Source organism: Gemmatimonadaceae bacterium (assembly GCA_019637445.1).
GTDB lineage: Bacteria > Gemmatimonadota > Gemmatimonadetes > Gemmatimonadales > Gemmatimonadaceae > Pseudogemmatithrix.
The window spans coordinates 54,998-78,353 of sequence record JAHBVS010000001.1 but is presented as its reverse complement, the minus strand read 5'-3'; the positions used below and the strand labels follow the sequence as shown (position 1 = coordinate 78,353).

Below are 23,356 nucleotides of genomic sequence, written 5' to 3'. Positions count from 1 at the left end.
TGCCGCTGAGAGCGGCCGGGCCGGACGGGCGCTAGTAGCGCCGCATCACCCCGACGACGATGCCGCGCACCGACACCTCGTCTGCGCGGGCGTAGATCGGTTCCATGGTGGCGTTGGCCGGCTGCAGGCGGATGCGGCCGTCGCGCTCGCGATAGAAGCGCTTCACGGTCGCGCCGGAATCCTCGAGCATCGCAATCACCATCTCACCGTTGTCGGCCGTTGGGCGATCGTGCACCACGACGTAGTCGCCGTCGCTGATCTGCTCGTCGATCATCGAGTTGCCACGCACGCGGAGCACATAGTGCTCGCCGGCGCGGCGCACGAAGGTGTCAGGGACGGCGATGGTCTCGCTGCTCTCGAAGGCCTCGAGTGGCAGGCCCGCGGCGACCGTGCCGCGGATTGGCAGCTCGATGGCCTTCGGATACACGTCGCTGGGCAGGATCTCGATGGCCCGGGACTCGTTGAACGACTTCCGGATGTAGCCCTTGCGATCGAGGTTGAACAGGTGCTCGTGCACCGTAGCCAGCGAGTTATAGTTGAACGCCTCGGCGATCTCCTCGAAGCTTGGCGCGTAGCCGTGCTCGTTGGAGTAGCTCTGGAGGTAGTCGAGGATGCGACGCTGAACCTTGGTGAGCGGCATACCGTGCGCCCCGAAAAGGGTGGGTGGAGACCGTGGAGCCGAGGGCCTGACGAGAATTGGACGCCCGAATAGTCCCCGAAGTAACGGTAGCCGAACATTGCCCGAAGCACAAGACATCGGTTGGCTGGCCCCCGGGGGGCCCTTGGGTGCGCTGACCGGGGCCTCCCGGGTCCGGGCGCGCGAGAGCGCGCTGGCGCGCGCTGAGCTCGAGGTCATCTGTGCGTCTCTCGCGCCGGCGCCTCGGTTTTCTGACGCGCTGCGCGGTGAGCGGGTGGCGGTCATCGCCGAGCTCAAACGCTCGTCGCCGTCGAAGGGCACATTGGATGAGGGACTGGTCGCGGCCGAGCGCACGCGCCGCTACGTGGCGGGCGGGGCGGCGGCGCTGTCCATCCTCACCGAACCATCGCGGTTCGGGGGGAGCCTGGCCGACCTGCGCGAAGCGCGTGCTTCGGTCGGGGTGCCGTTGCTGCGCAAGGACTTCGTCACGCACCCGACGCAACTGCTCGAGGCGCGCGCGTACGGGGCGTCGGCGGTGCTCCTGATCGCGCGCGCGCTGCCGCCGACCGAGCTGTCACTGCTGGCCCAGGAGGCGGTCGCCGTTGGCCTCGAACCGCTGATCGAGGTGCGCGACGAGGCTGAGCTTGCCCGAGCCATCGCGGTTCCGGAGGCGTTGATCGGCGTGAACAACCGGGACCTTGAGACTTTGGTGATCCATCCCGACGTGGGCGCGCGCCTGATTCCCCGGGTCCCGTCGGACCGCATCGCCGTCTATGAGAGCGGCATCGCCGACGTGGCTGGCGTGATGGCGGCCGCCCGCGCCGGCGCGGATGCCGTACTCGTCGGCTCGGTGTTGTCGGTGGCCGAGAACCCCGAGGCACTGCTGCGAGAGTTCACCGCGGTCGCACGGCGCGCGCGTGACTGACATCAAGTTCTGCGGCCTGACGCGCCCGGAAGACGCCGCGCTCGCGGCCGCGCTCGGGGCGCGCTTCGCGGGTGTGATCTTCGCAGGCGGCCCGAGGCAGCTCACGCCAGCGCGTGCGCGGGAGGTGCTCGCCGGCCTTCGCGGCCGCGACGTGATGAGCGTCGGTGTCTTCGGTGGGCAAGCCGCCGCCGCGATTGCCGAGATGGCCGCCGACGCGGGGGTCGACGGCGTGCAATTGGCCGGTGGCGTCTCCCGTGACCACTTGATAGCATTGCGGCAGTCATTCTCCGGTCCGATTTGGGCGGTGCTGCACACGGATCCGGCGACGTCGCGCCCCGCTGGCAATGCGTCCGAGTGGTATCATTATGGATGCGAGGCCGTGGTGCTGGACGCCGCGGTGCCGGGGAAACTCGGCGGGACGGGAATGACGCTCGATTGGGCCGCGCTGGCTCCTGCCGTGGCTCGCTTGCGCGGTGTCGGTCGTGTGGTACTGGCCGGTGGGCTACGGCCGGAGAACGTGCAGCAGGCCGTGCAACTCGCGCGGCCGGATGTCGTCGATGTGTCGTCGGGCGTCGAGTCGGCGCCCGGCATCAAGGACCCTGAACGGATGCGCGCATTCGTCGCTGCCGTGCGCGCAGGCGAGGTGTGATGACGGGTGTGGTGACGGATCGGTTCGGTGCCTTTGGCGGACGCTACGTCCCCGAGACCCTCGTGCCGGCCCTCGATGCGTTGGAGCAGGCCCTCGCCGAGGCGATGGCTGATCCAACCTTCGAGCGTGAACTCACGCACCTGCTCGAGACCTACGTCGGGCGCCCGTCGCCGCTGAGCGAGGCCCCGGGCCTGTCTGCCCGCGTCGGTGCCGCGGTTTGGCTCAAGCGCGAGGACCTCAACCACACGGGTGCGCACAAGATCAATAGCGCCCTCGCCCAGGCGCTGCTGGCGAAGCGGATGGGTAAGCGCCGCATCATCGCCGAGACGGGGGCGGGGCAGCACGGCGTGGCTACGGCCACGGTCTGTGCGCGCCTGGGCCTCGAGTGCGTCGTGTACATGGGCGAGGAGGACATGCGTCGGCAGGCGCTGAATGTCTTCCGGATGCGCCTGATGGGGGCGACGGTCGTGCCCGTCACCGCCGGGACGCGCACGCTCAAGGACGCCACCAGCGAAGCGATCCGCGACTGGGTCGCCACCTGCGAGGACTCGCACTACATCATCGGGTCAGTGGTCGGGCCGGCACCGTACCCGCGGATGGTGCGCGACTTCCAGGCCATCATCGGACGTGAGGCGCGCGCGCAGATGCTTGCGCAGGCCGGGCGCCTGCCCAGCCACGTGGTCGCCTGCGTCGGCGGGGGCTCCAATGCGATGGGCATCTTCCACGCCTTTGTCGATGATGCGAGCGTCCAGCTCATCGGCGTGGAGGCGGCCGGCGAGGGCCTCGGCAGCGGTCGGCACTCGGCCTCGCTCACGGAAGGTAGGCCCGGCGTGCTGCACGGCACGCTGAGCTATCTGTTGCAGGACGAGAACGGGCAGGTGCACCCCGCGCACAGCGTGAGCGCGGGCCTCGACTATCCGGGCGTGGGTCCCGAGCACTCCTATCTCCGCGACGCGGGCCGCGCCTCGTACGTGTCCGTCACCGACGCCGAGGCGCTCGAGGGGTTCCGCCTCCTGAGCCGGCTCGAAGGCGTGATTCCAGCTCTCGAGACATCGCACGCGGTGGCGTGGATCGACCAGCAGTCGGGGCGCCTCGCGCCTGATGACGCCGTGTTGCTCTGCGTGAGCGGACGCGGCGACAAGGACGTGTCCACGGTTGCCGAGTTGCTCGGGGAGTCGCTGCGCGCATGACCGGGCCCGACACCACCGACACTATCGAAGCCCCGCCGTGTCCGCCGGCCGTGGTCGAGGACATGTTCCGCGTCTTCGACAAGGCAGTGAAGGCGCGGCAGCTCTACATGCCGAACAATCCCACCTACCAGAAGGCGTTGGCGAACGCGAAGGCCGCCATCGAGCCGCTGTGGGATCAGATGGGCAGCTTGGTCCTGCAGGTGACGGACACGCAGCTCAAGTGGTACGGCAAGGTCGTCAACGAGCATCCCGAGAAGAGCGGCGATTCGTTGCCGTGGCTGCTCTTTAAGGACGGCTTGCGCGAGCTCGCGCTGTTCCCGGGTTTTGAGGACGAGGAGCTGGAGCGCTTCCTCGCGCTCATCCCGCGCGTGCGCCACGCACAACCGCACGAGGACGACCTGCTCACCATCCTCTGGGAGCAGGATTTCCAGTGCCTGAAGTACCGCTACGTCGAGATCAACGACCCGGCGGCACCGTTGGAGTCGATGGAGGCCACGCCCGGCCGCTGGCCCGCACCCGAGGGCAAGGCGCACGAGCCGACCACCGAGGCGATCGACGAGGCCAAGGACGTGCAGGACGGCGCCGAGTCCGGTGAGGAGCAGCCCAAGCGTCCAGGCGTCATCTCGATGGAGGACTTCGACGCCTCGCTGTACTTCCTCGACCCCAACGAGATCGAGTACCTGCGCACGGAAACGGAGCGCGAGTATGCACTGGACCTGCGGCGCCTCACGCTGCAGGCGCTGCTGGACATCTTCGAGCTGCAGGTCGACCCGCTGGTGCGCGGGGAGGTGGTGGGGGACATCGAGGTCCTCGTGCTGCATATGCTCACCGCCCAGCAGTACTCGACCGTTGCCTACCTGCTGAAGGAAGTCGAGGGCACGTTGCAGCGCGCGCGCGAGGTGCGCGCCGAGGAGCGCGAGCGCCTCGGCAAGCTGGCCGACCGGCTCAGCAACCCCGATGTGCTCGGCCAGATGCTACAGGCGCTCGAGGAATCGTCGCAGCTGCCGAACAAGGACGACCTCGCGCAGCTCTTTGGGCAACTGAAGCCCGCCGCGCTCGGGACGCTGCTCGACCAGATCGACCGTACCCAGAACTCGGGCTTGCGGCCGCTGCTGGAGACGTCGGCTGAACGCCTGGCGCAATCGAACACCGGTGAGCTGGTCCGTCTCGTGAAGGACGCCAAGACCTCGGTGGCGCGCGAGGCCATCCGCCGCGCGGGTGCGATGAAGACGGCCGCCGCGGTGCCGGCCCTCGGCGAGGTCCTCGGCAGCGGCGTGGAGCGCCCCGTGCGTTCGGCGGCGGTGACGGCGCTCAACGACATCGGCACACCGGGTGCGATGAGCGCCCTCGAGACCGCACTCAGCGACGACGACCGAGATATCCGGTTGGCGACCGTGCGCGCCCTGATGGCGCGCACGCATCGGCCGGCGCTGCAGAAAGTGCAGGCCCTCGTGACCGGCGCGCACGCGAAGGACATCGACCGCACCGAACGCATCGCGCTGTTCGAGTTGTACGGGAGCATCTGCGGCGACGCGGGCGTGAAGATCCTCGATCCGATCCTCAACGCGAAGTCGGGCCTCTTCGGGCGCAAGGAAGACCCGGAGCTGCGTGCCTGCGCCGCGGTCGCGCTCGGCAAGATCAACACCGATGCGTCGCGCGCTGCGCTGCAGAAGTCTGCCGCCGAGAAGGATGTCATCGTGCGCAACGCGGTGAGCCGCGCGTTGCGGGGCGGGGGTGCCTCGTGACCGATCCGCGCGACGGCACACCCTCCGGCGAGGGGCGCCCCAGCCTCATCTCGCGCAACACGCAGGCCGTGCAGGCCGCGGGCTTGGGCGAGGGCACGGTGCGGCGCATCGGGCGCACCTGGGTGACGGCCGTGTATGTCGCCCTCCGCAACCTCAAGATGTATCCCCTCGAGAATGCCGTCGTGCAGAAGGGCCTCGAGGACCTGACCAAGCTCTCGGCCGAGTTGATCGACGGTGACGGCGAGTGCGAGTTCCGCCTGGCGGGCGAGTTCCTGTTCCTGAACGCCACGCGGATGAAGCTGGACCTCGACAACTTCACCAGCTTCAGCTTCCTGCTGCAGCGCTGCCGCGAATCGGGCGTTGGCTTGATCCGGTTCGCGAGCCGGCCGAGCGTCCGTGACTGGACGGTGCTGCTGTCCTTCATGGTCAAGCCGGTGGGCAAGGGCGGTGCCGAGCGCTTCGCCAACCTGCAGCAGCGCCTACTCGATACGGGCATCACCGTGTTCGACCTCGCCGCGCCGACCGACAGCGAGGACGACCCCGAGGACGACATCGAGGCCAAGGAGCGCGCCAAGCGCACCTACCAGCAGTCGGTCGTCACGACCAAGGAAGTCATCAACTCGGTGCGGATGGGGCAGAGCCCCAACGTCAAGAAGATCAAGCGCGTGGTGCAGGGCATCGTCGACCAGATCCTCAACGATGAGACCTCGCTGGTCGGCCTCACGACCATCCGCGACTACGACGACTACACGTTCACGCACTGCGTGAACGTGGCCATCTTCTCGATCGCGCTGGCGCGGCGCCTCGGGCTCTCGCGCCTGCAACTCTACGATGTCGGCCTTTCGGCGCTCTTCCACGACATCGGCAAGTCGCGCGTGCCGATCGACGTGATCCGCAAGCCGGACTCGCTCGAGGAGGAAGAGTGGCGCCTCGTGATGGCGCATCCCTGGCTGGGTGTGCTCGCGCTGTTCCAGGTGCGCGACCACTCCGAGTTCCCGTATCGCGCGATGCTGGTGGCCTACCAGCATCACATGAAGCGTGACCTCACGGGCTATCCGCGCTCCCTGCGGATGGCGGAGATGACCTTCTACAGCAAGATCGTCGCGGTGGCCGACGGCTTCGACGCCGCCACCTCGCGCCGCGTCTACACGACAAAACCGCTGAGCCCGGCCGAGGTGTTGCAGGAGATGCGCGACAACCCGCGGCGCGGCATGGACCCGGTGGTGGTGAAGGCCTTCGTGGCGCTGCTCGGCGTCTATCCCGTTGGCACGCTGGTGGTGCTGGACTCCTTCGAGCTGGCCATCGTCGAGAAGGTGAACCCCATCCCGGAGATGCTGTCCCGGCCCATCGTGCGCATCATCAGCGACGCATTGGGCAACGTGCAGCACCCGGGCGAGGAGTTCGACCTGGCGCAGCAGGACGAGGCGGGTGCCTTCCTGAAGTCCATCATCAAGACGGCGGACCCGGAGCGCTACGGCATCCGCGTCGGCGACTACTTCCTCTGAGTTCCGTGCTCTCCGAACGTCTCGCGGCGCTCCGCGCGTCGGACCGTCGCGCGTTGGTGTGCTACGTGACCGCGGGGCATCCCGATCCCGCGGCCACGGAGCGTCTCCTGCGTGAGCTGCCCAATGCGGGCTGCGATGTGATTGAGCTCGGCGTGCCGTTCTCGGATCCGCTCGCGGACGGGCCCATCATCCAGGGCAGTTCGCAGCGCGCGCTGGAGCAAGGCGTGACGTTGGACACGACGCTGCAAATGGTGGCGGCGGCCAAGCCGCCGGCGCCCGTCGTGCTGTTCTCGTACCTGAATCCGCTGATGGCGGCGGGGCCCGACGTGCTGTCGCGCGCAGCGACGGCCGGGGTGTCCGGGGTGCTGGTCACCGACCTGCCGGTCGGCGCCGATCCGGAGCGCGAAGCCTGGCTTGGGTCGGGGCCGCTGGAGTTCGTGCGATTGGTGGCGCCGACCACGCCGCGCGCGCGGATGGCCGAGATCGCGAAGCACGGCAAGGGGTTCGTATACCTGATTAGCCGCCTTGGCGTGACAGGCCTGCACCAAGGTGTGGCGAGTTCGCTGCCCGATGTCGTCGCGCGCCTGCGCGAAGTGTGCTCGCTGCCGATCTGCGTGGGCTTCGGCATTTCGACGCCGGAACAGGCTCGGGCAGTCGGCGAGGTGGCGGATGGTGTCGTCGTGGGATCGGCGCTCGTGGATGCACTGGAGAAGGGCGGGGTGGACGCCGCACTGACGCTGGTGCGGAGACTGCGGACGGCGCTCGATGCCTGAACGGCGAGATGCCTGAGGCGCGCGATGCCTGAGCCGCAGCTTCCCTCGTGGGCCGTCGTGACCGACAGGCGGCGCGCGCACATCGCGCGCGTGACGGAGCTGCTGGATCGCTGGGCGGTGGAGCTGGCGCTGGATTCCGCCGAGGCGCAGGCCTGGCACGACGCCGGCCGCTGGCACGACGCGCTGCGCGACGCGGATGCCGAGACGCTACGGCGGTTGGCCCCTGACCCGGAACGGCCGCTGGAGACCCTGCATGGTCCCGCCGCCGCCGCGCAGCTCGAGGCCGACGGCGAACGCCGGCAGGGACTGCTGGACGCCGTGCGCTGGCACACGGTCGGCTTCGCCGACTGGGACCGCACGGGGCAGGCGCTCTATATGGCCGACTTCCTCGAGCCTGGCCGACAGTTCGCGCGGGCCGATCGCGCGTTCCTCGCCGACCATCTCGCCAAGGACTTCAATGGCGTCTTCCGTCAGGTCGTGCGGATGCGGATCGAGTGGACGGTGCGTGAGGGCAAGGCGCTGTTCCCGGAGACCGTGGGCCTCTGGAATCGGGTGCGCTGATGCGCGTGCGTGGGCGCTGGATCCTGATCGCGTTGCTGCTGCTCCTCGGCGCTGGGTGGTGGACCTACCGCAGCTTCGGCGCCGACGCGGACCAGGGGACGCGTGAGCTGGCACAGCGCGTGGAACGCGTGGTGCCCGCCGATGTGCGCATCAAAGTCGAGGTGTTGAACGCGTCGGCCGTGCGGGGACTCGCGCGCCAGGCCACGTTCTTCCTGCGCGATGCCGGCTTCGACGTCGTTGGCAACGGCAACAGCAGCGAGCGGCCGGACTCGACGGTCGTGCTGGTGCGCAGCGGTCGGATGGACTGGGGCGAGCTGGCGGCGAAGGCCTTGGGCGGGGCGCGCGTCGAGGCACGCCCCGATAGCTCACGCTATCTCGATCTCACGATCCTGCTCCACGGCAGCTGGCGGCCGCCGGCGGAGTCGTTCCACCCGTAGCTGCCCGCAGGCCGCCGCGATGTCCATCCCGCGGCTCTTACGGATGGCGACTTCTACGCCGTGCCCACGAATGCGCCGCGCAAACTTCGCGATGGCCTCGGGCGATGTCGGCGAGAAGCCCATCGCGCCGCCGGGATGCAGCGGGATCAGGTTCACGAAGGCGCCGCAATCCTTCGCCAGGCGCGCGAGTTGATCCGCGTGCTCGGGCCGGTCGTTCACGCCGCCGAGCATCACGTACTCGAAGGTCACGCGGCGCTGGAACTCCGCCGCCGCGCGAATGACATCGGCGAGCGGGTACTTCGTGTTCACCGGCATCAGGGTCGCGCGCAAGTCGTCCGACGGCGCGTGGATCGAGAGCGCGAGTCGGAATTGCTCCTTGCGCTTGCCCAAGGCCACGATGCCCGGCAGCACGCCAACCGTCGAGACCGTGATGTGCCGCGCACCGATCCCGAAACCCTTGGGGTCGTTGAGGATCGTGAGCACGTGCTCGACCGCCTTCCAGTTCATCAGCGGCTCGCCCATCCCCATGAACACGATGTTCGTGGCGCGCACGGGCGGGTCGAGCAGCGCCAACTCGCGGACTTGCAGCGCGATCTCGTGCACGGCGAGGTTGCGCGCGAAGCCCATCGCCCCCGTGGCACAGAAGGCGCACTGGAGCGCGCAGCCCACCTGCGACGAGATGCAGAAGGTCATCCGATCGCCATCGGGGATGGCCACCGTCTCCACGCTCTGGCCGTCGTGGAGCTTGAACAGGAACTTCCGCGTGCCGTCCACCGACTGCTGCTGTGTGAGCAGTTCGAGTCGAGGCAGGGCAAAGTGCTCGGCGAGCAGCGTCCGAAACGCCGCGGGCAGGTCCGTCATCTCGGCGAAGGACGCGACCGGCTTCTGCCAGAGATGGGGCAGCACCTGGCTGCCGCGATAGGCTTTCTCGCCCTGCTTTTCGGCGAACTCGCGGAGGAGGCGTTCGGCCTCCGTCGGGGCCAAGTCGAGCAGGTTCAGCATCTTGGAGAGTAGGGGGTTCTGGGTGTCGCGCGCAATGGGGATTGCCTACCACCAAGTCCCTACGGGAGTTAGATTTAGCCGCTCAATGCCATCCGACAGTAGCCCTGCCGCGACCCCCTCGGTTGCGGCGCGTTGGACGCCCCCCGCCGTCTGGGTGGTCCTCATCCTGATCGCGACTTCGTGGCCCGGCATCTCCGTCGGCCCCGACACGCTCGCCCTCGACAAGGTCTTTCACTTCACGGCGTACGCTGTGCTGGCGGCGTTGCTGCTGCGGGCGTCATCCCGGCCGCGCCTCGTCACGGCGCTCGCCGTCTGGGGCATCGTCGCGGTCTTCGGGGCCGTGGACGAGTGGCATCAGTCGTTCATACCGAGCCGCTCGATGAGCTTTGCCGACTGGATCGCTGATTCCTCGGGCGCCCTCGTCGGCATCATTGTCGCCCGTCTCATCCCACCCTGGCCGCGTCGCCGCACCGCCTCCTCGTGACCTTCTCGCCCGACCCTCTCTCCACGAGCCTGCGCAGCACGCTCGGCGGTTCCCTGCGGCCCGAACACGAAGGCCAGACCGTGCGGCTCGGCGGCTGGGTGCACAAGTCGCGCGACCTCGGCGGCCACGTGTTCATCGACCTGCGCGACCGCGAAGGGCTGGTGCAGCTCTCGTTCAACTTGGACTGGACGCCGGCCGCCGTGCTGCAGGCGGCGACGCAGGTGGGTTGGGAAAGCGTGGTCCTCATCGAGGGTGTGGTGCACCTGCGCCCCGAAGGCATCCGCAACCCGGAGCTGCCCACCGGAGACATCGAGGTGCGGGCGACGTCGCTGCAGGTGGTCGGGCCCGCAGAGACGCCGCCCATCCCGGTCTCCTTCGGCAAGGATGCCAAGCTGCCGGCCGAGGATCTGCGGCTGCGGCATCGCGTACACGACCTGCGTCGCGCCGAGTTGCAGCACGCACTCAAGCTGCGGCACCAACTGATGCAGGCCACGCGACGCTATCTGAGCGACGAAGGCTACCTCGAGCTTGAGACGCCGATCCTGACCAAGCCCACGCCGGAGGGTGCGCGCGACTTCCTCGTGCCCAGCCGCGAGCACGCGGGCGAGTTCTTCGCGCTGCCGCAGTCTCCGCAGATCTACAAGCAGCTGTTCATGTGCGCCGGCTTCGACCGTTACTTCCAGGTCGCCCGTTGCTTCCGCGACGAGGACCTGCGTGCCGATCGCCAACTCGAGTTCACGCAGATCGACATCGAGGCTTCCTTCGTCACGCGCGAGGACATCATCGCGATGGCCGAGGGCCTGATGCAGGCGCTGTGGATCGAGGCGGGGCACGACATCCAGGGCCCGTTCCCGCGGATGACCTACGCCGAGGCGATGGAACGCTACGGCTGCGACCGGCCGGACCTCCGCTACGGGCTCGAACTGCGGGACTACACCGAGGTGTTTCGCGCGAGCGAATCAGGGATCATTAAGGGCGCCATCGAGTCTGGCGGCCGCGTGCGCGCCATTGTCGTGCCGGGCGCCAGCGGCTGGAGCCGCAAGCAGGTGGACGAGCTCGAGGCCATCGCCAAGAAGGCCGGTGCTGGCGGACTGTTGCGGCTCAAGTTCGCGAACGGCGTGCTCGAGGGACCGCTGGCCAAGTTCCTGCCGTCGGACGCCGCTGCGCAACTCGGACTTGTCGAGGGCGATCTGCTGCTCGGCGTGGCCGGGCCGGATCGTGTCTCGAGCCCCGCGCTCGATCGCGTGCGGCAGGAGTGCGCCGAACGGCTCGGCCTCGCGGATCCCAACAACCGCCAGTTCCTGTGGGTCGTGGACTTCCCGATGTTCGCAAAGGATCCGGAGACCGGCGAGCTGGCGGCGGTGCACCATCCGTTCACGTCGCCCAACGCGGAGGACATGGCCGCGCGACCCGACGCGCCGGAGACCTGGCGCGCGCTGGCCTACGACTGCGTGCTCAACGGCACGGAGCTCGGCGGCGGGAGCATCCGCACGAGTGACCCGGCGGTGCAGGCGCGCATGTTCGAGCTGCTGGGCATTCCCGTCCGCGCGGACCAGGAGCGTCGCTTCGGCTTCCTGCTCGAGGGCCTGCGCGCCGGCGCGCCGCCGCACGGCGGCATCGCTTTCGGATTTGATCGCATCGCGATGATTCTCGCCGGCGCCGAATCGCTGCGCGACGTGATTGCGTTTCCCAAGACCACGGCGGCGCGCGCGCTGTTCGAGAACGCGCCGTCGCCGGTCCCCCAGCAAGACCTGGACGAACTGCACATTCGCCTGCAGGAGGGCAGATGACCGACGGCACGATGGCCGGCGATGTCGTCACCACCAAGCTGACGACCGAAGGCGCCGACTTGCTGACATTGGCCGGTGTGGCGGACGCGAACCTTGCCGAGCTGCAGAAGCTGTATCCCGTGCGCGTCACGCTGCGTGGCGAGTCGATGACGATCCAGGGCGCGGCGGACGCGGTGGAGAAGGCGGCCGCGGTGGCGCAGCGGATGATCGACCACGCCAAGCAGCGCCAGCCGCTCGACGCCGACGACGTGCTGCGCTTCTCCATGGAGGGGCCGGCGAAGGACGCCGGGGCGCCGGGCCGCATCGTGCTGCCGGGCGTGCGCAAGATCATCCAGCCCAAGAGCAACGGGCAGGCCGACTATATGCAGGCGATGCTCGACAACGAGATCGTCGTGGGTATCGGGCCGGCGGGCACGGGCAAGACGTACCTCGCCGTCGCCGCGGCCGTGGATGCGCTGGCCCGCAAGCGGGTGCGGCGCATCGTGCTCGCGCGACCGGCGGTCGAGGCCGGTGAGTCGCTCGGCTTTCTCCCGGGCGATATGCAGGCCAAGGTGGATCCGTACCTCCGTCCGCTCTACGACGCGCTCGACGACCTGATGCCCCCCGAGCGCGTGGCCCGGGCGCTCGAGACGCGCGTAATCGAGATCGCGCCGCTGGCGTACATGCGCGGTCGTACGCTGGCCGACGCCTTCGTCATCCTCGACGAGGCGCAGAACGCCACCAACGCGCAGATGAAGATGTTCCTCACGCGACTCGGCCTGAACTCGCGCGCGGTGATCACCGGCGACAAGACGCAGATCGACCTGCCAAAGCGAGAGGAGAGTGGCTTGCTGCAGGTGGAACGCATCCTGCAGGGCATCGACGGCATCGCCTTCCACTACTTCTCGGATACCGACGTGGTGCGCCACCGGCTGGTGCGGGACATCGTGCGCGCCTACGCCGCGGACGCCGGCGCCTGATGGCCAGGGGCGCCTCCCGCGGGACCGCGGGCGTTGTCGTGGACGTCAACACCGAGGGCCTGCGCGCACCGGCCGCGGCGGCGCGCGTGCGCGATGCCGTCGCCGCGGTGATGCGCGCCGAGCGGGTGCGTCACGCGTTGGTGAGTGTCACCTTGCTCACGTCGCGCCGCATGGCGGCGATGAACCGCAAGCACCTTGGGCACGCAGGCGCGACCGACGTCATCACCTTCGGCTTCCGTGATCCGGCCGGCGCGGTCGTGGGCGACGTGTACCTCTGCCTTGACGTGATTGCGGAGAACGCGCGGCGCTTCGACCGGCCGAAGCGCGAAGAGTTCCTGCGCACCGTGGTGCACGCGGCGTTGCACGTGCTAGGGTATGCGCACCCTGACGGTGAGTCGCGCACGCGCTCGCCGATGTGGCGCCGCCAGGAGCGCCTGCTACGGCGGGTCCTGTCGGCGTGAGCCTGCTTTTCGCGGCCTTCGCCCTCGCGGCGACGCTCGTGGCTGGCATCTGTGCCTTCGCCGACGGGGCGCTGCTCGGGCTCGATGAGGACGAGCCCCCGAGCGAGTCGCGGCTGCGCGCCTTGTTCGAGCGTCGCGAACGGGCGCATCGCGCGTTGGCCTTCGGCCGCATTCTCGCACAGCTTGCCGCGGGTGCCGCGGCCTCGGTGGCGATGGTCGTCAGTACCTGGGTGCCGGCTGCGCTACTTGCTCCCTTGGTGGTATTGGCGGGCGTCTCCCTGGTCGGCATTGCCGAGGTCGGTGCTCGCGCGGCCGGCGACGCCGCGGGCCTGCGCGGACTGCGCGCGGTGATCGGCCTCATCGAAGGCGTCGAGATCATCTGCGCGCCGGTAGTCGCCTTCGGCAGCTGGGTTGAGGCCACGCTACAGCGCCTCCTGCCAGCGCCCCCAATGGACGAGGCGGATCGCGAGGACGCCGTGGAGCGATTCCGCGAGGTCGTGGCTGCCGAGGCCGACACCGACGAGCGCGGTGAGGTGATGATCCACGGCGTCTTCTCACTCGGCGACACCAAGGTGCGCGAGATCATGGTGCCGCGCGTGGACATCGTCGGGCTGGAGCGCGACACGCCGTGGTCGGAAGTGGTGGACCGGGTGCGCAGCGCGCGACACGCACGCTTGGTCGTGTTCGACGGCACGCTCGATGAAGTCGTGGGCGTGCTCTACGCCAAGGACCTACTGCCGGCGCTGCTTTCCGACAGCGAACCGACCGGCGGATGGCAGTCGCTGGTGCGGCCGGCGCAGTTCGTGCCCGGTGCCAAGACAGTCGAGGCCCAGCTGCGTGACTTCCGCGCCTCGCGCCGACACCTCGCCATCGTCGCCGACGAGTTCGGCGGCACCGCGGGCCTGTTGACGCTCGAGGATGTGCTCGAACTCATCATCGGCGACATCCAGGACGAAGGCGACCTCGAGCTACCGGACATCGAGCGCGAGGACGGCGATCGATTCTGGGTGGCGGCGCAGGTGAGCCTCGAGGCGCTCAGCGAACTGACCGGGCAGGACTTCACGCGCGGCGACGTGAATACCGTCGGCGGGCTGGTGATGGAGCTCCTCGGCCGCGTCCCCCACCCGGGCGAGACGCTGACCGTTGACGGCTATCGCCTGGTCGTCGAGAAGGTCCTGCGTCGTCGGATCCAGCGCGTGTATCTCGAACCGGTGGAGTCCGGTCCCTCGACGGAGGACCAGCGCTGATGGCGTTCTGGACGATCCTCATCCTCGTCAGCGTGGTAGGCGTGCTGACCTCGGCCGCCACCGCGCTGCGTACCGTGAGCCGCATCTGGCTGCGTCACTGGGCCGAGCGACGCCTGGCGGGTGCGGGCACGGCGACGCTGTACCTCGAGCGCCCGCAGCGCCTGCTCATCGCTGCGGGCACGGGTATCGCCGGGGTGGTGTTCGGCCTTGGGGCCGTGCTCGGCCTGCAGCGCGGGGACAACGCCGCGCTCCTGGCGCAGGACCTGCTCATCGCGGCGGCCCTGCTGTTGGTGATTGGGCAGCTGCTGCCGCGTGCGCTTGCCCGGCGCTGGCCGGCGGAGGTGCTGCCGCTGGTGCTGCCGATCCTGCGCGTGATGGAGCGATTGACGGCGCCGCTCGCGCTGGTCGCGATGCGCCTGGTGCGCCGGCTGCGTGGCCCGCTGCCGGTGGAGGCGTCGGGCCCGAACGCGGCACTCGACGAGTTGCTGCGCGAGGGCGAGATGGAGGGGATGGGCGGCGCCGAGGAACGCGCAATCATCTCGGGTGTCGTCGAGTTCGGTGACACGCGCGTGCGCGAGGCGATGACACCGCGATCGGAGATCGTCGCCGTGGACCGCGCAGCGCCGGCGGACCAGGTGGCGCATCTCGTGGCGCAGTCCAAGTACACGCGCGTGCCGATCTATGACGGCACACTCGACCACGTCGTCGGCATGGTCACCAGTTGGGACGTGATCGCGCGCCCCGAGGCGCCGCTCCGCGCACCGCGTCCGGTCGCGCTGGCCGATCCCGACGAGCCCTGCCACGCGCTGATGCGGCGGATGTTGCGCGATCGCCGCCACCTGGCCATCGTGCGCGGCCGCTCCGGCGAGACCCTCGGCCTGGTCACGTTGGAGGATTTGGTCGAGGAGTTCGTCGGCGAGATCCAGGACGAGCACGACGATCCCACGAGCGATCGATGATCGAGACCCTGCTGCCCGCGCTGTTCGAGGGCCGCAAGGCGGCCATCGCCCGGGCCGTGAGCATCGTCGAGGACCGGCGCGACGGCTGGGAGCGATTGCTGGCGGCCTGTCATCCCCGCATCGGCGGCGCGCGGCGGATTGGTATCACGGGACCGCCCGGGGCGGGGAAGTCCACGCTCACCACGTTGCTGGCCGAGTTGTATCTCGAACAGGGCCTGCGCGTCGGTGTCGTGGCGGTGGATCCCACCTCGCCCTTCACCGGCGGCGCGTTGCTCGGCGACCGTATCCGGATGGAGAAGGTCGCACTGCGCGAGGGTGTGTTCATTCGCTCGATGGCGACGCGCGGATCGCTGGGCGGGCTCGCCGCTGCGACGCGCGAGGTCTGCGACGTGCTCGACGCGGCCGGGATGCAGCGCATCCTCGTGGAGACCGTGGGTGTGGGGCAAAGCGAGTTGGAGATCGCCCGGCTCGCTGACTCCAGTGCCGTCGTGCTCGTGCCCGAGAGCGGCGACTCGATCCAGACGCTCAAGGCCGGCGTAATGGAGATCGCGGACCTGTTCGTGGTGAACAAGGCGGACCGGCCCGGTGCGGAGCGGCTGGGGCGCGAACTCGAGTTGATGCTTGGCCTCCGCAGCGGTCGGACGATGCGCGACGTGCCGGCGCACGGCGGCGATGCGTCCCACTCTGGCGCCACGGCCACTGGTGCTGATGATGCCACAGCGTGGACGCCGCCCGTGCTCCAGACCATCGGCGCGACTGGCGACGGTGTGCCGGCACTGGCCGAGGCCTTCGAACGGCACTTCGCCTACCTCGAAGCCTCCGGTGCGCTGCAGGCGCGGCGGCGCGCCCGACTGCGGGAGCGCGTGGTGGACGCCGTGCACGAGGAAGTGCGCGCCCGCCTCTGGCGCGACGCGGATCTCGCTGCCTGGCTCGACGGGCGGCTCGGCGCGCTCGAGCGCGGGACCACGACGCCCTTGGCCGAGGCCAAGGCGTTGCTGGCGCAGGCCGCGTCACGCGGATTGTTCTAGCGAGCACTCCGCGTGCGGCGGTGACCTGCTTCCGCGCGCGCCGGCACGTCAGCCCGCTTCCGCCGCTGCTCGCGCTAGCCTTCGTCCGACGCCGGCGCGCCACCACTGCGCGCCACCTGATCCGGCTTCACGTTCCCCGCGTTGAAGCGCTTGGCCGCGCCGAGGATCTTGTCGAGCGTGCTGTCGAAGTCCGGATGCTTGTCCTTCACGAAGCGCAGGTGGTTGATGCGCGCCACGACGAAGGCCTTGAGGTACGGACTCTCGAGCCCGCGCTCCTTGAGTGCCTTCACCGCGCTGTTCACGTGCTGGTTGAGCTCCAGCAACTTGGCCGCCCGCGCGCGCCGTTCGTCGAGCGCAACCGGCAGGCGCATCGTGAGGAACTGATCGACCCGCTTGAGGATGGGATGGTAGACGCTGCCCGAGAAGCGGCCGTCCTCCATGTAACAGAGCCCCAGCGTGATGAGGGGTGCTTCCTCAAAGACCTCGGCGTAGGACTTCTCGGGTCCGGCGTCGAGTTCAGCGAGCGCCTCGGCCAAGCGCGCCACTTCGAGCGAGCGCTCGCGGAGGTTGTGCGCCTTCTCGGTGTTCAGCGCGAGGATGCGGTGCGCGACTTCCGGCTCGGGCACGACCAAGGCCGTGATGGCCTTGGCCCCAAGCTGCCGCATCGCGCCGAGGCGATGGTGCCCATTGGGCGTCCAATACATGCCGTCATCCGCCGGCACGGCGACAATCGGATCGAGGAAGCGGTCGAGCTTGTCGATGGCATCGGCAAGCCGCGCGACGTGCGTCTCGGAGAGGTCGCGCTGATAGGGCGTCGGCGCGACGGCATCAATCGGCAGCGCCGCGAGCAGTTGCCAGCGACTCCCCAGCGGATCACGATAGGTCCCGAGCACATCGCCGCCATCGTTGGCAATCCGCGCGGCCAGCGCCCGCACCGCCGCCGGCGGCTCCGCCCCCGCCAACTTCCGCGCCTCCAGCCCGCGCGTCTTCGCAGCCGCAGCCTTCTTGGACTTCTTCGCGGCCCGCTTCTTCTTTGCCGTCGCCATTCTGATAGTATGCAGAGGAATCCCGCAGCCCGCATCCAGCGGTTCCCCGCATCCCGCATCCCGCATCCCGCATCCCGCATCCAGCGGTTCCCCGCATCCAAGGTTGCGGCATCGGAACACGGATGCGGGACGACTCCGTCTCCCGCATCCCGCATCACCCCCGTTTCCCTCTTCGCCCGTGCCCTCCCGCACCCCGCATCGCAGTATCGAGTGGTGGAAGTCCTACTTCGACCAAGGCTACCTGAACGAGTACTCCCCGCTCTTCAATGAGCAGGAAGATCGCGCCCAAGTCTCCCGCATCCTCGACTTGCTCGAGCTGCCAGCCGGCTCGCGAATCCTCGACCTCGCCTGCGGCCAGGGCCGCCACGCCCAGTTGCTCGCCGAGGCCGGCCATCAGGTGGACGGCTACGATTTGAGCAAGGAACTCCTCGCCGAAGCCAAGCGTCGCCGCGGCGGAAGGAATCCGCATTACACCCGCGGCGACATGCGGCGTTTGCCGCTGCGCTGGCGGCGACGCTTCGACGCCGTGCTGAACCTCTTCACCAGCTTCGGCTTCTTTGACGATCCCGCGGACGATGCCAAGGTGATGGTGCAGTGTGCGCGCGTGCTCAAGCCGGGCGGCGTGATGCTCTGGCAGGGCGGCAGTCGCGATGGCGTGATGGCCAAGTTCCTCTCGCGCGATGGCTGGGAGGCGACCGATGGCACGATTGTCGTGCAGGATCGCAGCTTCGATCCGCTCTCCGGATTCCTGACGATTCGCTCCACCTGGCAGTCGCGCCGGAAGACGGAGCATCGCGAGCACAGGATCCGCCTCTACACCGCGACGCATCTGGCCGAACTGATGCGAGCGGCGGGACTCGTGGTGGAGCAGGCCTGGGATTCCTTCACTGATGGACCGCTGACGCGAAGGTCCAGCGAGATGCTGCTCGTGGCGCGGCGCGAGGCATAGGAGCGCCGCATCGGTCCGAGGCACCGGCGCGAGGCGCCGGCGCGCGGGTCGCCGTCGCGCGCACGTGGGCATCTTGTCGCGCCGCCTACTCGATTCGCTGCGGCGCGCGCTCGCGGCGGTACGCGCCCCAGAGCAGCACCGAGGCGGCCGCCGGTCCGAGCAGCCCGATCGCGAGGACCACGGCATCGCTTGGACCCTGCATCCGCGCCGCATTCCAGGCCGCGATCTGCCACCCCGTCAGCATGGCATCCATCGTCGTTGCCATCGCGAGCCAGGGACTGAGCCACGCGCGCCGTCGCTTGCGGCGCAGGCGCAGTGCACTCCACAGCGCGATGTCGAACAGGACCCAGGCCAGATGCACCGACACGGACGGGAACCACCGATCCGTCGGCACCATGGCCAACAGGGCCGTCCACGGGACCAGCAGCCACTCCAGCAGTCGCAGGGCCCAGGTCGGGCCGCGCACGATGCTTGCCGCGGCGAATCGCAGCAGCGAACCCTCGGCGAAGGCGCGCAACGAGTCGAGCAGCGCACGCACGGGGCCGATGCTACGCGGATACGCGAGGTAGATCGGCGTCCAACTATCAGGCTGGAGCTTGCGCTTGAACGCCGCCAGGCCCGCGAAGTTAAATAGCGGACGGGACAGGGTCCGCGCCACACGCAGCCACCAGGTGATGTGACCCGCCAACGGCGCGAGCCCAAGCGACACCGCCGTCGCGCCTTCGGCCGCGAGCCGTTGCATCGCGTCGTGGATCAACAATTCCGCGGTCCCATTCGGCGCGTCCGGCGCGCGCAGCAGGTGCTCGGCCAGCCACGCGTCGGGACCCATCGGGACCAGGCTGAGCAGTCCGACGGGGCGCCCCTCGCGTTCGGCCACGAGCAGGCGGCGCTCCGGCGCGTGCAGGAAGGGCTCGGGATGCACGAGGAACCCCATCGTCGCCATCGGCCGTGCGGCGCGCCAGGCCTCGAGCAAGCGCGCGAGCGGCCCGTGACCCGCAGCGGCCTCGGCGCGCTCCGCCGGGTCGTGCGATTCCCGGACGCCAACGCCCTTTGCACGTGCGCGGCGCAGTTGCTCGCGCAGCGAGCGGTGCTTGGCGAGCCGCGCGCTCCAACGGACCGGTTCCCAGGTGGGTTGCTCGCCGATGCGCAGGCGGGCGAACGCAGGTGCCCCGGCCAGTCCGCCCTCCGTCCCGAAGAACACGGCCCGGTTCCCGGCGTGGCCGGCGGCCTCGACGAACGCGGCTGCAAGCGCGGGCACTGTCGAGGAAACGGCGATCGGTTCGCCCGCCGCGACCCACGCGCCACGTACCTCGGCGAATGCGACGCCCTCGCCAACGCCGGCATCCCACCAGTGCAGGACGGGCGAGCGCGAGCGGAAGGCGGTGGCGGTAGTCAGCGCGCGACGGAGAGGCCGATGCCCACGTCGCGGTATGCCGACGCCGGTCCACGACGACGATGCGCGAGATCGAGCTGCAGGCGCGGCGTGAGCAGGTAGGTGGCGCCGAACACCGAGAGTGTCTTGCCCCAGCTGGCATCGGAGCGCGCCAGCGCCGCTTCGGCGAAGAGGCCTAGGCGCGCGCCCACGGTCGCCGACAACACGCCGGTCGCCGTGGGTTGGGGGTCGCCGTTCTCGACGGCGACGAGGCCGACGTTCGTCGCGAAACCGAACCCGCGCGGCAGCGACCAGTTGGCAATCAGCGTCGCGCTGGGGAGGGCGCGCGTGGCGCCGAACTCGCTGCCCGTTGGAATGGTCGTGCCGGCGAGGAGCGCGAGCGTCGGCGTCAGGCCCGACTGGGCATCAGGCGCGTAGAGCGCTGCGCGCAGGGCGAACAGGCCGTCGGTGAGACCGCGGGTCTCCTGCGAGAATGCGCTGCCCGTAACCGTCCGCTGTTCCACTGCGCGATAGCTTGGCAGGCCGACGTTGAGTTCGAACTGGTCCGACAGCCCGTGGCGAATGACAACTTCGCCGGCTTGCCGGAAGCGTTCGTCGCCATCTTCGCCGACGACGGCACCGCTTTCGACCAGCGTGCGCCCCGCTGGCACCAGTGCCTGTGTGGCGGACACGCTGGGGCGGTCCGTCGAAATCGGGAAGGGCGCGCGGTCTCCGGCCGTCGCGGCGCAGGCAGCCAGCAGGAACGGAGCAAACACCGCGAGCGGCGAATGCAACGTCGGCGGGCGCACGAGACGCCGCGGTCTCACCGCGGTCTCACACGTACGTGAGCCATCCGCGCGTATCCTCTACGCGGCCATTCACCACGTCGAGATAGAGCTGCTGCAGCTTCCGCGTGACCGGTCCGGGTTTGCCGTTGCCGACCGGCAACTTGTCCACGCTCTTGATCGGCGTCACTTCGCTGGCCGTCCCACAGACGAACAGCTCGTCGCAGGTATAGAGCACCTCGCGCGCCAGCGGTTGCACCACGACGCGAATCCCCAACTCCTCGGCCAGCGCGATCACCGCGCTGCGTGTGATGCCCGGCAACAGCGTGCCGTCGATCGGTGGCGTGTAGAGCACACCACCTTCCACCGCGAACACGTTCTGTCCCGAGCCTTCGCTGATCATGCCGTCCGGGCCCAGCGCGATGGCTTCGTCGAAGCCATTGGCCAAGGCTTCCATCTTGATGAGCTGGCCACCGAGGTAGTTGCCGGCGATCTTGGCGGCGGCGGGGATCGTGTTCGGCGCCACGCGATTCCACGTGGACACGCAGGCGTCGACGCCCTGCTCGAGGGCCTTCGGCCCGAGATACGCACCCCAGGGCCAGCAGGGCAGATAGACCTCGACCGGGCTGTCGAAGGGCACCATGCCCGCCGCGCCGTAGCCTCGCAGCACCATCGGGCGCAGGTAGCACTCGGTCATCTGGTTCTTGCGGATCACCGCGCGACTCGCCTCGACCAGCTCATCCACGGTGTACTTGAGCGGCATTCGGTAGATCTTGCAGCTCGTCACCATACGCTGGAGGTGCTCGCGCAGCCGAAAGATGGCTGGGCCTTTCGGCGTGGCGTAACAGCGCACGCCCTCGAACACCGCGGAGCCGAACTGCACGGAGTGCGCCAGCAGGTGCACCTGTGCGTCCTGCCACTTGATGAACTCGCCGTCGCGCCAAATGAACTGGGTCTCGCTGAGCTTTGCCACGCTAGGGATGAAGTCAAAGGTGGAAGGACAAGGGCGACGTGGGATACGTGTCGTCGCGGGAGACGGTGCTAGAGCAAGGACCGGATCCAGCCGCCATCGACGGCAATGCTCTGCGCCGTGATGTAGCTGGCGCGCTCGCTGGCCAGGAAGGCCGCGAGTGCGGCGAACTCGGACGGCTCGCCCACGCGACCCATCGGAATCTGCTGTTCCCAGCGCGCGAACTCCTCCTCGCGCGTGCTGCGGCGGGCGCCGGCGTTGGCATCGGCGAGCTGCTCGAGTCGCTCCGTGCGCGTGTAGCCGGGCATCAGGTTGTTCACCGTGATGCCGCTGCCTGCGACTTCATTCGCCAGCGTCCGCGCAAACCCCGTGACGGCGGCCCGCACGCTGTTCGAGAGGATCAAGCCATCCACGGGCTGCTTGACGGCGATGGACGTGACGTTGAGGATGCGTCCCCAGCGTCGCTCCCGCATGCCCGGCAGCACCGCGCGCGTGAGGTTCACCACGCTTTCGAGGTTGAGCGCGATCGCCTTCTGCCAGGCCGCGGCGTCGTGCGACTCGAAGGGGCCGGGGGGCGGCCCACCCGCGTTGGTGACGAGGATGTCCACGGCCCCGAATCGCTCGACGGCCGCGCCCACGGCGCGCGTCACATCGTCCGGCACGGCGACGTCCGCGACGATGCCGAGCGCGTCCACGCCGTGCTGCTGGCTGAGTTCTCCCGCACGGCCGTAGACCGATTCCGAACGCGCGCAGCAGGCGATGTTCACGCCCTCGGCGGCCAACGCGTCCGCGATGGCGAAGCCCAGCCCGCGGCTCGCCGCGGCGACGAAGGCCGTGCGGCCCCGAATCCCGAGGTCCACGGCTATTTCTGGTGGAAGTAGCTGTCCGTGTGGTTCAGCCAGTCCTCGCGCGGCGGATTGAACACGTCCACGTCCAGCGTGTCCTCCAGCGCCTCGGCCTTGTGCCACACGTTCGACGGGATATGCAGCACCTCGCCGGCGTGCACGTCCATCGTCTCCTCGCCGTGCTCCCCGATCCAGAAGCGCAGCGCGCCTTCGAGGATGTACGTCAGCTGCTCGTTATGGTGCTGGTGCTTCGGCACCACCGCACCCTTCGCGAGATAGACGTGGGCGAGCATCATGCCCTGTCCGGTGACAAGGCGGCGCGAGATCTGGTCCGTGACGGGTTCCTTCGGCATGTCGGACCAGCGATGGAAGGTGACCGTGGTCTTGCTTGTGTTGATGGCTGACATCGCAGGGCAGGGCACGTGGTGGGACGACGCGCGGGGTGCGCACGGGAGAATCTGTGGCGGAATCTACGGCGACCCGCCCGTGCCCGCGATTTCAGCGCTCGATGTCGCTGCGACGTAGGTAAGTGACACCCACCACGAGCGAGGCCACGCGATGTCCCCCATTCCGGAACGATTCGCCCCGTACACGCACGCTGCCCTACGGATCTTCGCCGGCGCTGCGTTCTTCTCGCACGGTGCCCAGAAGCTGCTCGGCTGGTTCGGTGGGTTCGGGCCCGACGGCGGAACGGCGGAGTTGATGTCGCGCTTCGGCGCCGCGGGGACCATCGAGACGCTGGCGGGGGCCTGCATCCTGCTCGGATTCGGCACGCGCTGGGCCGCGTTTCTCGCCTCGGGCGAGATGGCCGTGACCTACTTCTGGATGCATAGCGCCCGCGTCGGCAGCATCTGGTGGTGGGAGAATCGCGGCGAGGTCGTGATGCTGTTCTGCTTCATCTTCCTGATGCTCTCGGCGGCGGGCTCGGGACCGTGGAGCATCGATGCCGCGCGGGCTGGCGGATCGCCGCAAAAAACCGCAGATTAGGACTCCGGACGCAGGTAGTCGCGCCCGCTTTCCCGTTCGTCGCCCCGCCG

25 protein-coding genes are annotated in these 23,356 nt (G+C 69.1%); 17 read left to right on the top strand and 8 right to left on the bottom strand.

Annotated elements, in window-relative coordinates; genetic code table 11:
- Nucleotides 1-31: 31 nt before the first annotated feature.
- Nucleotides 32-640 carry a transcriptional repressor LexA gene (gene lexA / locus KF709_00375; GenBank protein ID MBX3172844.1) on the bottom strand — a complete coding sequence of 203 codons (609 nt, stop codon included), beginning with the start codon at nt 638-640 and terminating at the stop codon, nt 32-34.
- Between the two features lie 97 nt (nt 641-737).
- Between lexA and KF709_00370 the strand changes: the two genes are divergently transcribed.
- From KF709_00370 to KF709_00335, 8 genes are read left to right on the top strand one after another with little or no spacing between them, the layout of a single operon-like run.
- The gene (locus tag KF709_00370) at nt 738-1,562 is read left to right on the top strand and encodes an indole-3-glycerol-phosphate synthase (GenBank protein MBX3172843.1); all 825 of its coding nucleotides are present in this window, start codon (nt 738-740) and stop codon (nt 1,560-1,562) included.
- The gene (locus KF709_00365; GenBank protein MBX3172842.1) at nt 1,555-2,211 is read left to right on the top strand and encodes a phosphoribosylanthranilate isomerase; all 657 of its coding nucleotides are present in this window, start codon (nt 1,555-1,557) and stop codon (nt 2,209-2,211) included. Before KF709_00370 ends, KF709_00365 begins: the two co-directional genes overlap by 8 nt.
- Nucleotides 2,211-3,401: a tryptophan synthase subunit beta gene (trpB, locus tag KF709_00360; GenBank protein ID MBX3172841.1), complete on the top strand. Its 1,191-nt coding sequence runs from the start codon at nt 2,211-2,213 to the stop codon at nt 3,399-3,401. Before KF709_00365 ends, trpB begins: the two co-directional genes overlap by 1 nt.
- Entirely contained in the window at nt 3,398-5,146 is a 1,749-nt protein-coding gene (locus tag KF709_00355) for a HEAT repeat domain-containing protein (protein ID MBX3172840.1), read from the top strand. The genes trpB and KF709_00355 overlap by 4 nt, the downstream gene beginning before the upstream one ends.
- Nucleotides 5,143-6,651 (top strand): HD-GYP domain-containing protein, encoded by a 1,509-nt coding sequence (locus tag KF709_00350; protein MBX3172839.1) that lies wholly within the window; start codon nt 5,143-5,145, stop codon nt 6,649-6,651. The genes KF709_00355 and KF709_00350 overlap by 4 nt, the downstream gene beginning before the upstream one ends.
- Before the next feature lie 5 nt (nt 6,652-6,656).
- Nucleotides 6,657-7,424: a tryptophan synthase subunit alpha gene (trpA, locus tag KF709_00345; protein ID MBX3172838.1), complete on the top strand. Its 768-nt coding sequence runs from the start codon at nt 6,657-6,659 to the stop codon at nt 7,422-7,424.
- 24 nt (nt 7,425-7,448) lie between these two features.
- Nucleotides 7,449-7,985: a hypothetical protein gene (locus KF709_00340; protein MBX3172837.1), complete on the top strand. Its 537-nt coding sequence runs from the start codon at nt 7,449-7,451 to the stop codon at nt 7,983-7,985.
- Nucleotides 7,985-8,422 carry a LytR C-terminal domain-containing protein gene (locus KF709_00335; GenBank protein MBX3172836.1) on the top strand — a complete coding sequence of 146 codons (438 nt, stop codon included), beginning with the start codon at nt 7,985-7,987 and terminating at the stop codon, nt 8,420-8,422. The genes KF709_00340 and KF709_00335 overlap by 1 nt, the downstream gene beginning before the upstream one ends.
- On the opposite strand, the gene rlmN is transcribed toward KF709_00335, so the two are convergent.
- Nucleotides 8,351-9,424 carry a 23S rRNA (adenine(2503)-C(2))-methyltransferase RlmN gene (gene rlmN / locus KF709_00330; GenBank protein ID MBX3172835.1) on the bottom strand — a complete coding sequence of 358 codons (1,074 nt, stop codon included), beginning with the start codon at nt 9,422-9,424 and terminating at the stop codon, nt 8,351-8,353. The two genes, KF709_00335 and rlmN, sit on opposite strands and share 72 nt — an antisense overlap.
- An 85-nt stretch (nt 9,425-9,509) precedes the next feature.
- Between rlmN and KF709_00325 the strand changes: the two genes are divergently transcribed.
- From KF709_00325 to meaB, 7 genes are read left to right on the top strand one after another with little or no spacing between them, the layout of a single operon-like run.
- Nucleotides 9,510-9,908, top strand: a complete 399-nt coding sequence (locus tag KF709_00325; protein MBX3172834.1) for a VanZ family protein — start codon at nt 9,510-9,512, stop codon at nt 9,906-9,908.
- The gene (gene aspS / locus KF709_00320) at nt 9,905-11,698 is read left to right on the top strand and encodes an aspartate--tRNA ligase (protein MBX3172833.1); all 1,794 of its coding nucleotides are present in this window, start codon (nt 9,905-9,907) and stop codon (nt 11,696-11,698) included. The genes KF709_00325 and aspS overlap by 4 nt, the downstream gene beginning before the upstream one ends.
- Nucleotides 11,695-12,657 carry a PhoH family protein gene (locus KF709_00315; protein ID MBX3172832.1) on the top strand — a complete coding sequence of 321 codons (963 nt, stop codon included), beginning with the start codon at nt 11,695-11,697 and terminating at the stop codon, nt 12,655-12,657. Before aspS ends, KF709_00315 begins: the two co-directional genes overlap by 4 nt.
- Entirely contained in the window at nt 12,657-13,118 is a 462-nt protein-coding gene (gene ybeY, locus KF709_00310; protein ID MBX3172831.1) for an rRNA maturation RNase YbeY, read from the top strand. Before KF709_00315 ends, ybeY begins: the two co-directional genes overlap by 1 nt.
- Nucleotides 13,115-14,365 (top strand): HlyC/CorC family transporter, encoded by a 1,251-nt coding sequence (locus KF709_00305; GenBank protein ID MBX3172830.1) that lies wholly within the window; start codon nt 13,115-13,117, stop codon nt 14,363-14,365. The genes ybeY and KF709_00305 overlap by 4 nt, the downstream gene beginning before the upstream one ends.
- Complete coding sequence (locus KF709_00300) at nt 14,365-15,324, top strand: DUF21 domain-containing protein (GenBank protein ID MBX3172829.1); 960 nt, start codon at nt 14,365-14,367, stop codon at nt 15,322-15,324. The genes KF709_00305 and KF709_00300 overlap by 1 nt, the downstream gene beginning before the upstream one ends.
- A complete protein-coding gene (meaB, locus tag KF709_00295) occupies nt 15,321-16,352 on the top strand; it encodes a methylmalonyl Co-A mutase-associated GTPase MeaB (GenBank protein MBX3172828.1) in 1,032 nt (343 codons plus the stop codon). Before KF709_00300 ends, meaB begins: the two co-directional genes overlap by 4 nt.
- A gap of 74 nt (nt 16,353-16,426) precedes the next feature.
- Here meaB and KF709_00290 read toward each other — a convergent pair whose 3' ends face one another.
- The gene (locus KF709_00290; protein ID MBX3172827.1) at nt 16,427-17,398 is read right to left on the bottom strand and encodes a ParB/RepB/Spo0J family partition protein; all 972 of its coding nucleotides are present in this window, start codon (nt 17,396-17,398) and stop codon (nt 16,427-16,429) included.
- Between the two features lie 178 nt (nt 17,399-17,576).
- Between KF709_00290 and KF709_00285 the strand changes: the two genes are divergently transcribed.
- On the top strand, nt 17,577-18,347 hold the full coding sequence (locus KF709_00285; GenBank protein MBX3172826.1) for a methyltransferase domain-containing protein: 771 nt from the start codon (nt 17,577-17,579) through the stop codon (nt 18,345-18,347).
- 85 nt (nt 18,348-18,432) lie between these two features.
- Here the strand turns inward: KF709_00285 and KF709_00280 are convergent, their stop codons facing one another.
- The 5 genes from KF709_00280 to KF709_00260 form a co-directional block, all read right to left on the bottom strand.
- Entirely contained in the window at nt 18,433-19,605 is a 1,173-nt protein-coding gene (locus tag KF709_00280; protein ID MBX3172825.1) for a DUF2156 domain-containing protein, read from the bottom strand.
- A 134-nt stretch (nt 19,606-19,739) separates the two neighbouring features.
- A complete protein-coding gene (locus KF709_00275; GenBank protein MBX3172824.1) occupies nt 19,740-20,546 on the bottom strand; it encodes a transporter in 807 nt (268 codons plus the stop codon).
- 7 nt (nt 20,547-20,553) lie between these two features.
- Entirely contained in the window at nt 20,554-21,477 is a 924-nt protein-coding gene (locus KF709_00270; protein MBX3172823.1) for a branched-chain amino acid transaminase, read from the bottom strand.
- Between the two features lie 68 nt (nt 21,478-21,545).
- Complete coding sequence (locus tag KF709_00265) at nt 21,546-22,334, bottom strand: SDR family oxidoreductase (protein ID MBX3172822.1); 789 nt, start codon at nt 22,332-22,334, stop codon at nt 21,546-21,548.
- 2 nt (nt 22,335-22,336) lie between these two features.
- Nucleotides 22,337-22,726: a cupin domain-containing protein gene (locus KF709_00260; GenBank protein MBX3172821.1), complete on the bottom strand. Its 390-nt coding sequence runs from the start codon at nt 22,724-22,726 to the stop codon at nt 22,337-22,339.
- Nucleotides 22,727-22,877: 151 nt separating this feature from the next.
- Here KF709_00260 and KF709_00255 point away from each other — a divergent pair, with 151 nt between their 5' ends.
- Nucleotides 22,878-23,306 carry a DoxX family protein gene (locus KF709_00255; protein ID MBX3172820.1) on the top strand — a complete coding sequence of 143 codons (429 nt, stop codon included), beginning with the start codon at nt 22,878-22,880 and terminating at the stop codon, nt 23,304-23,306.
- Nucleotides 23,307-23,356 lie beyond the last annotated feature (50 nt).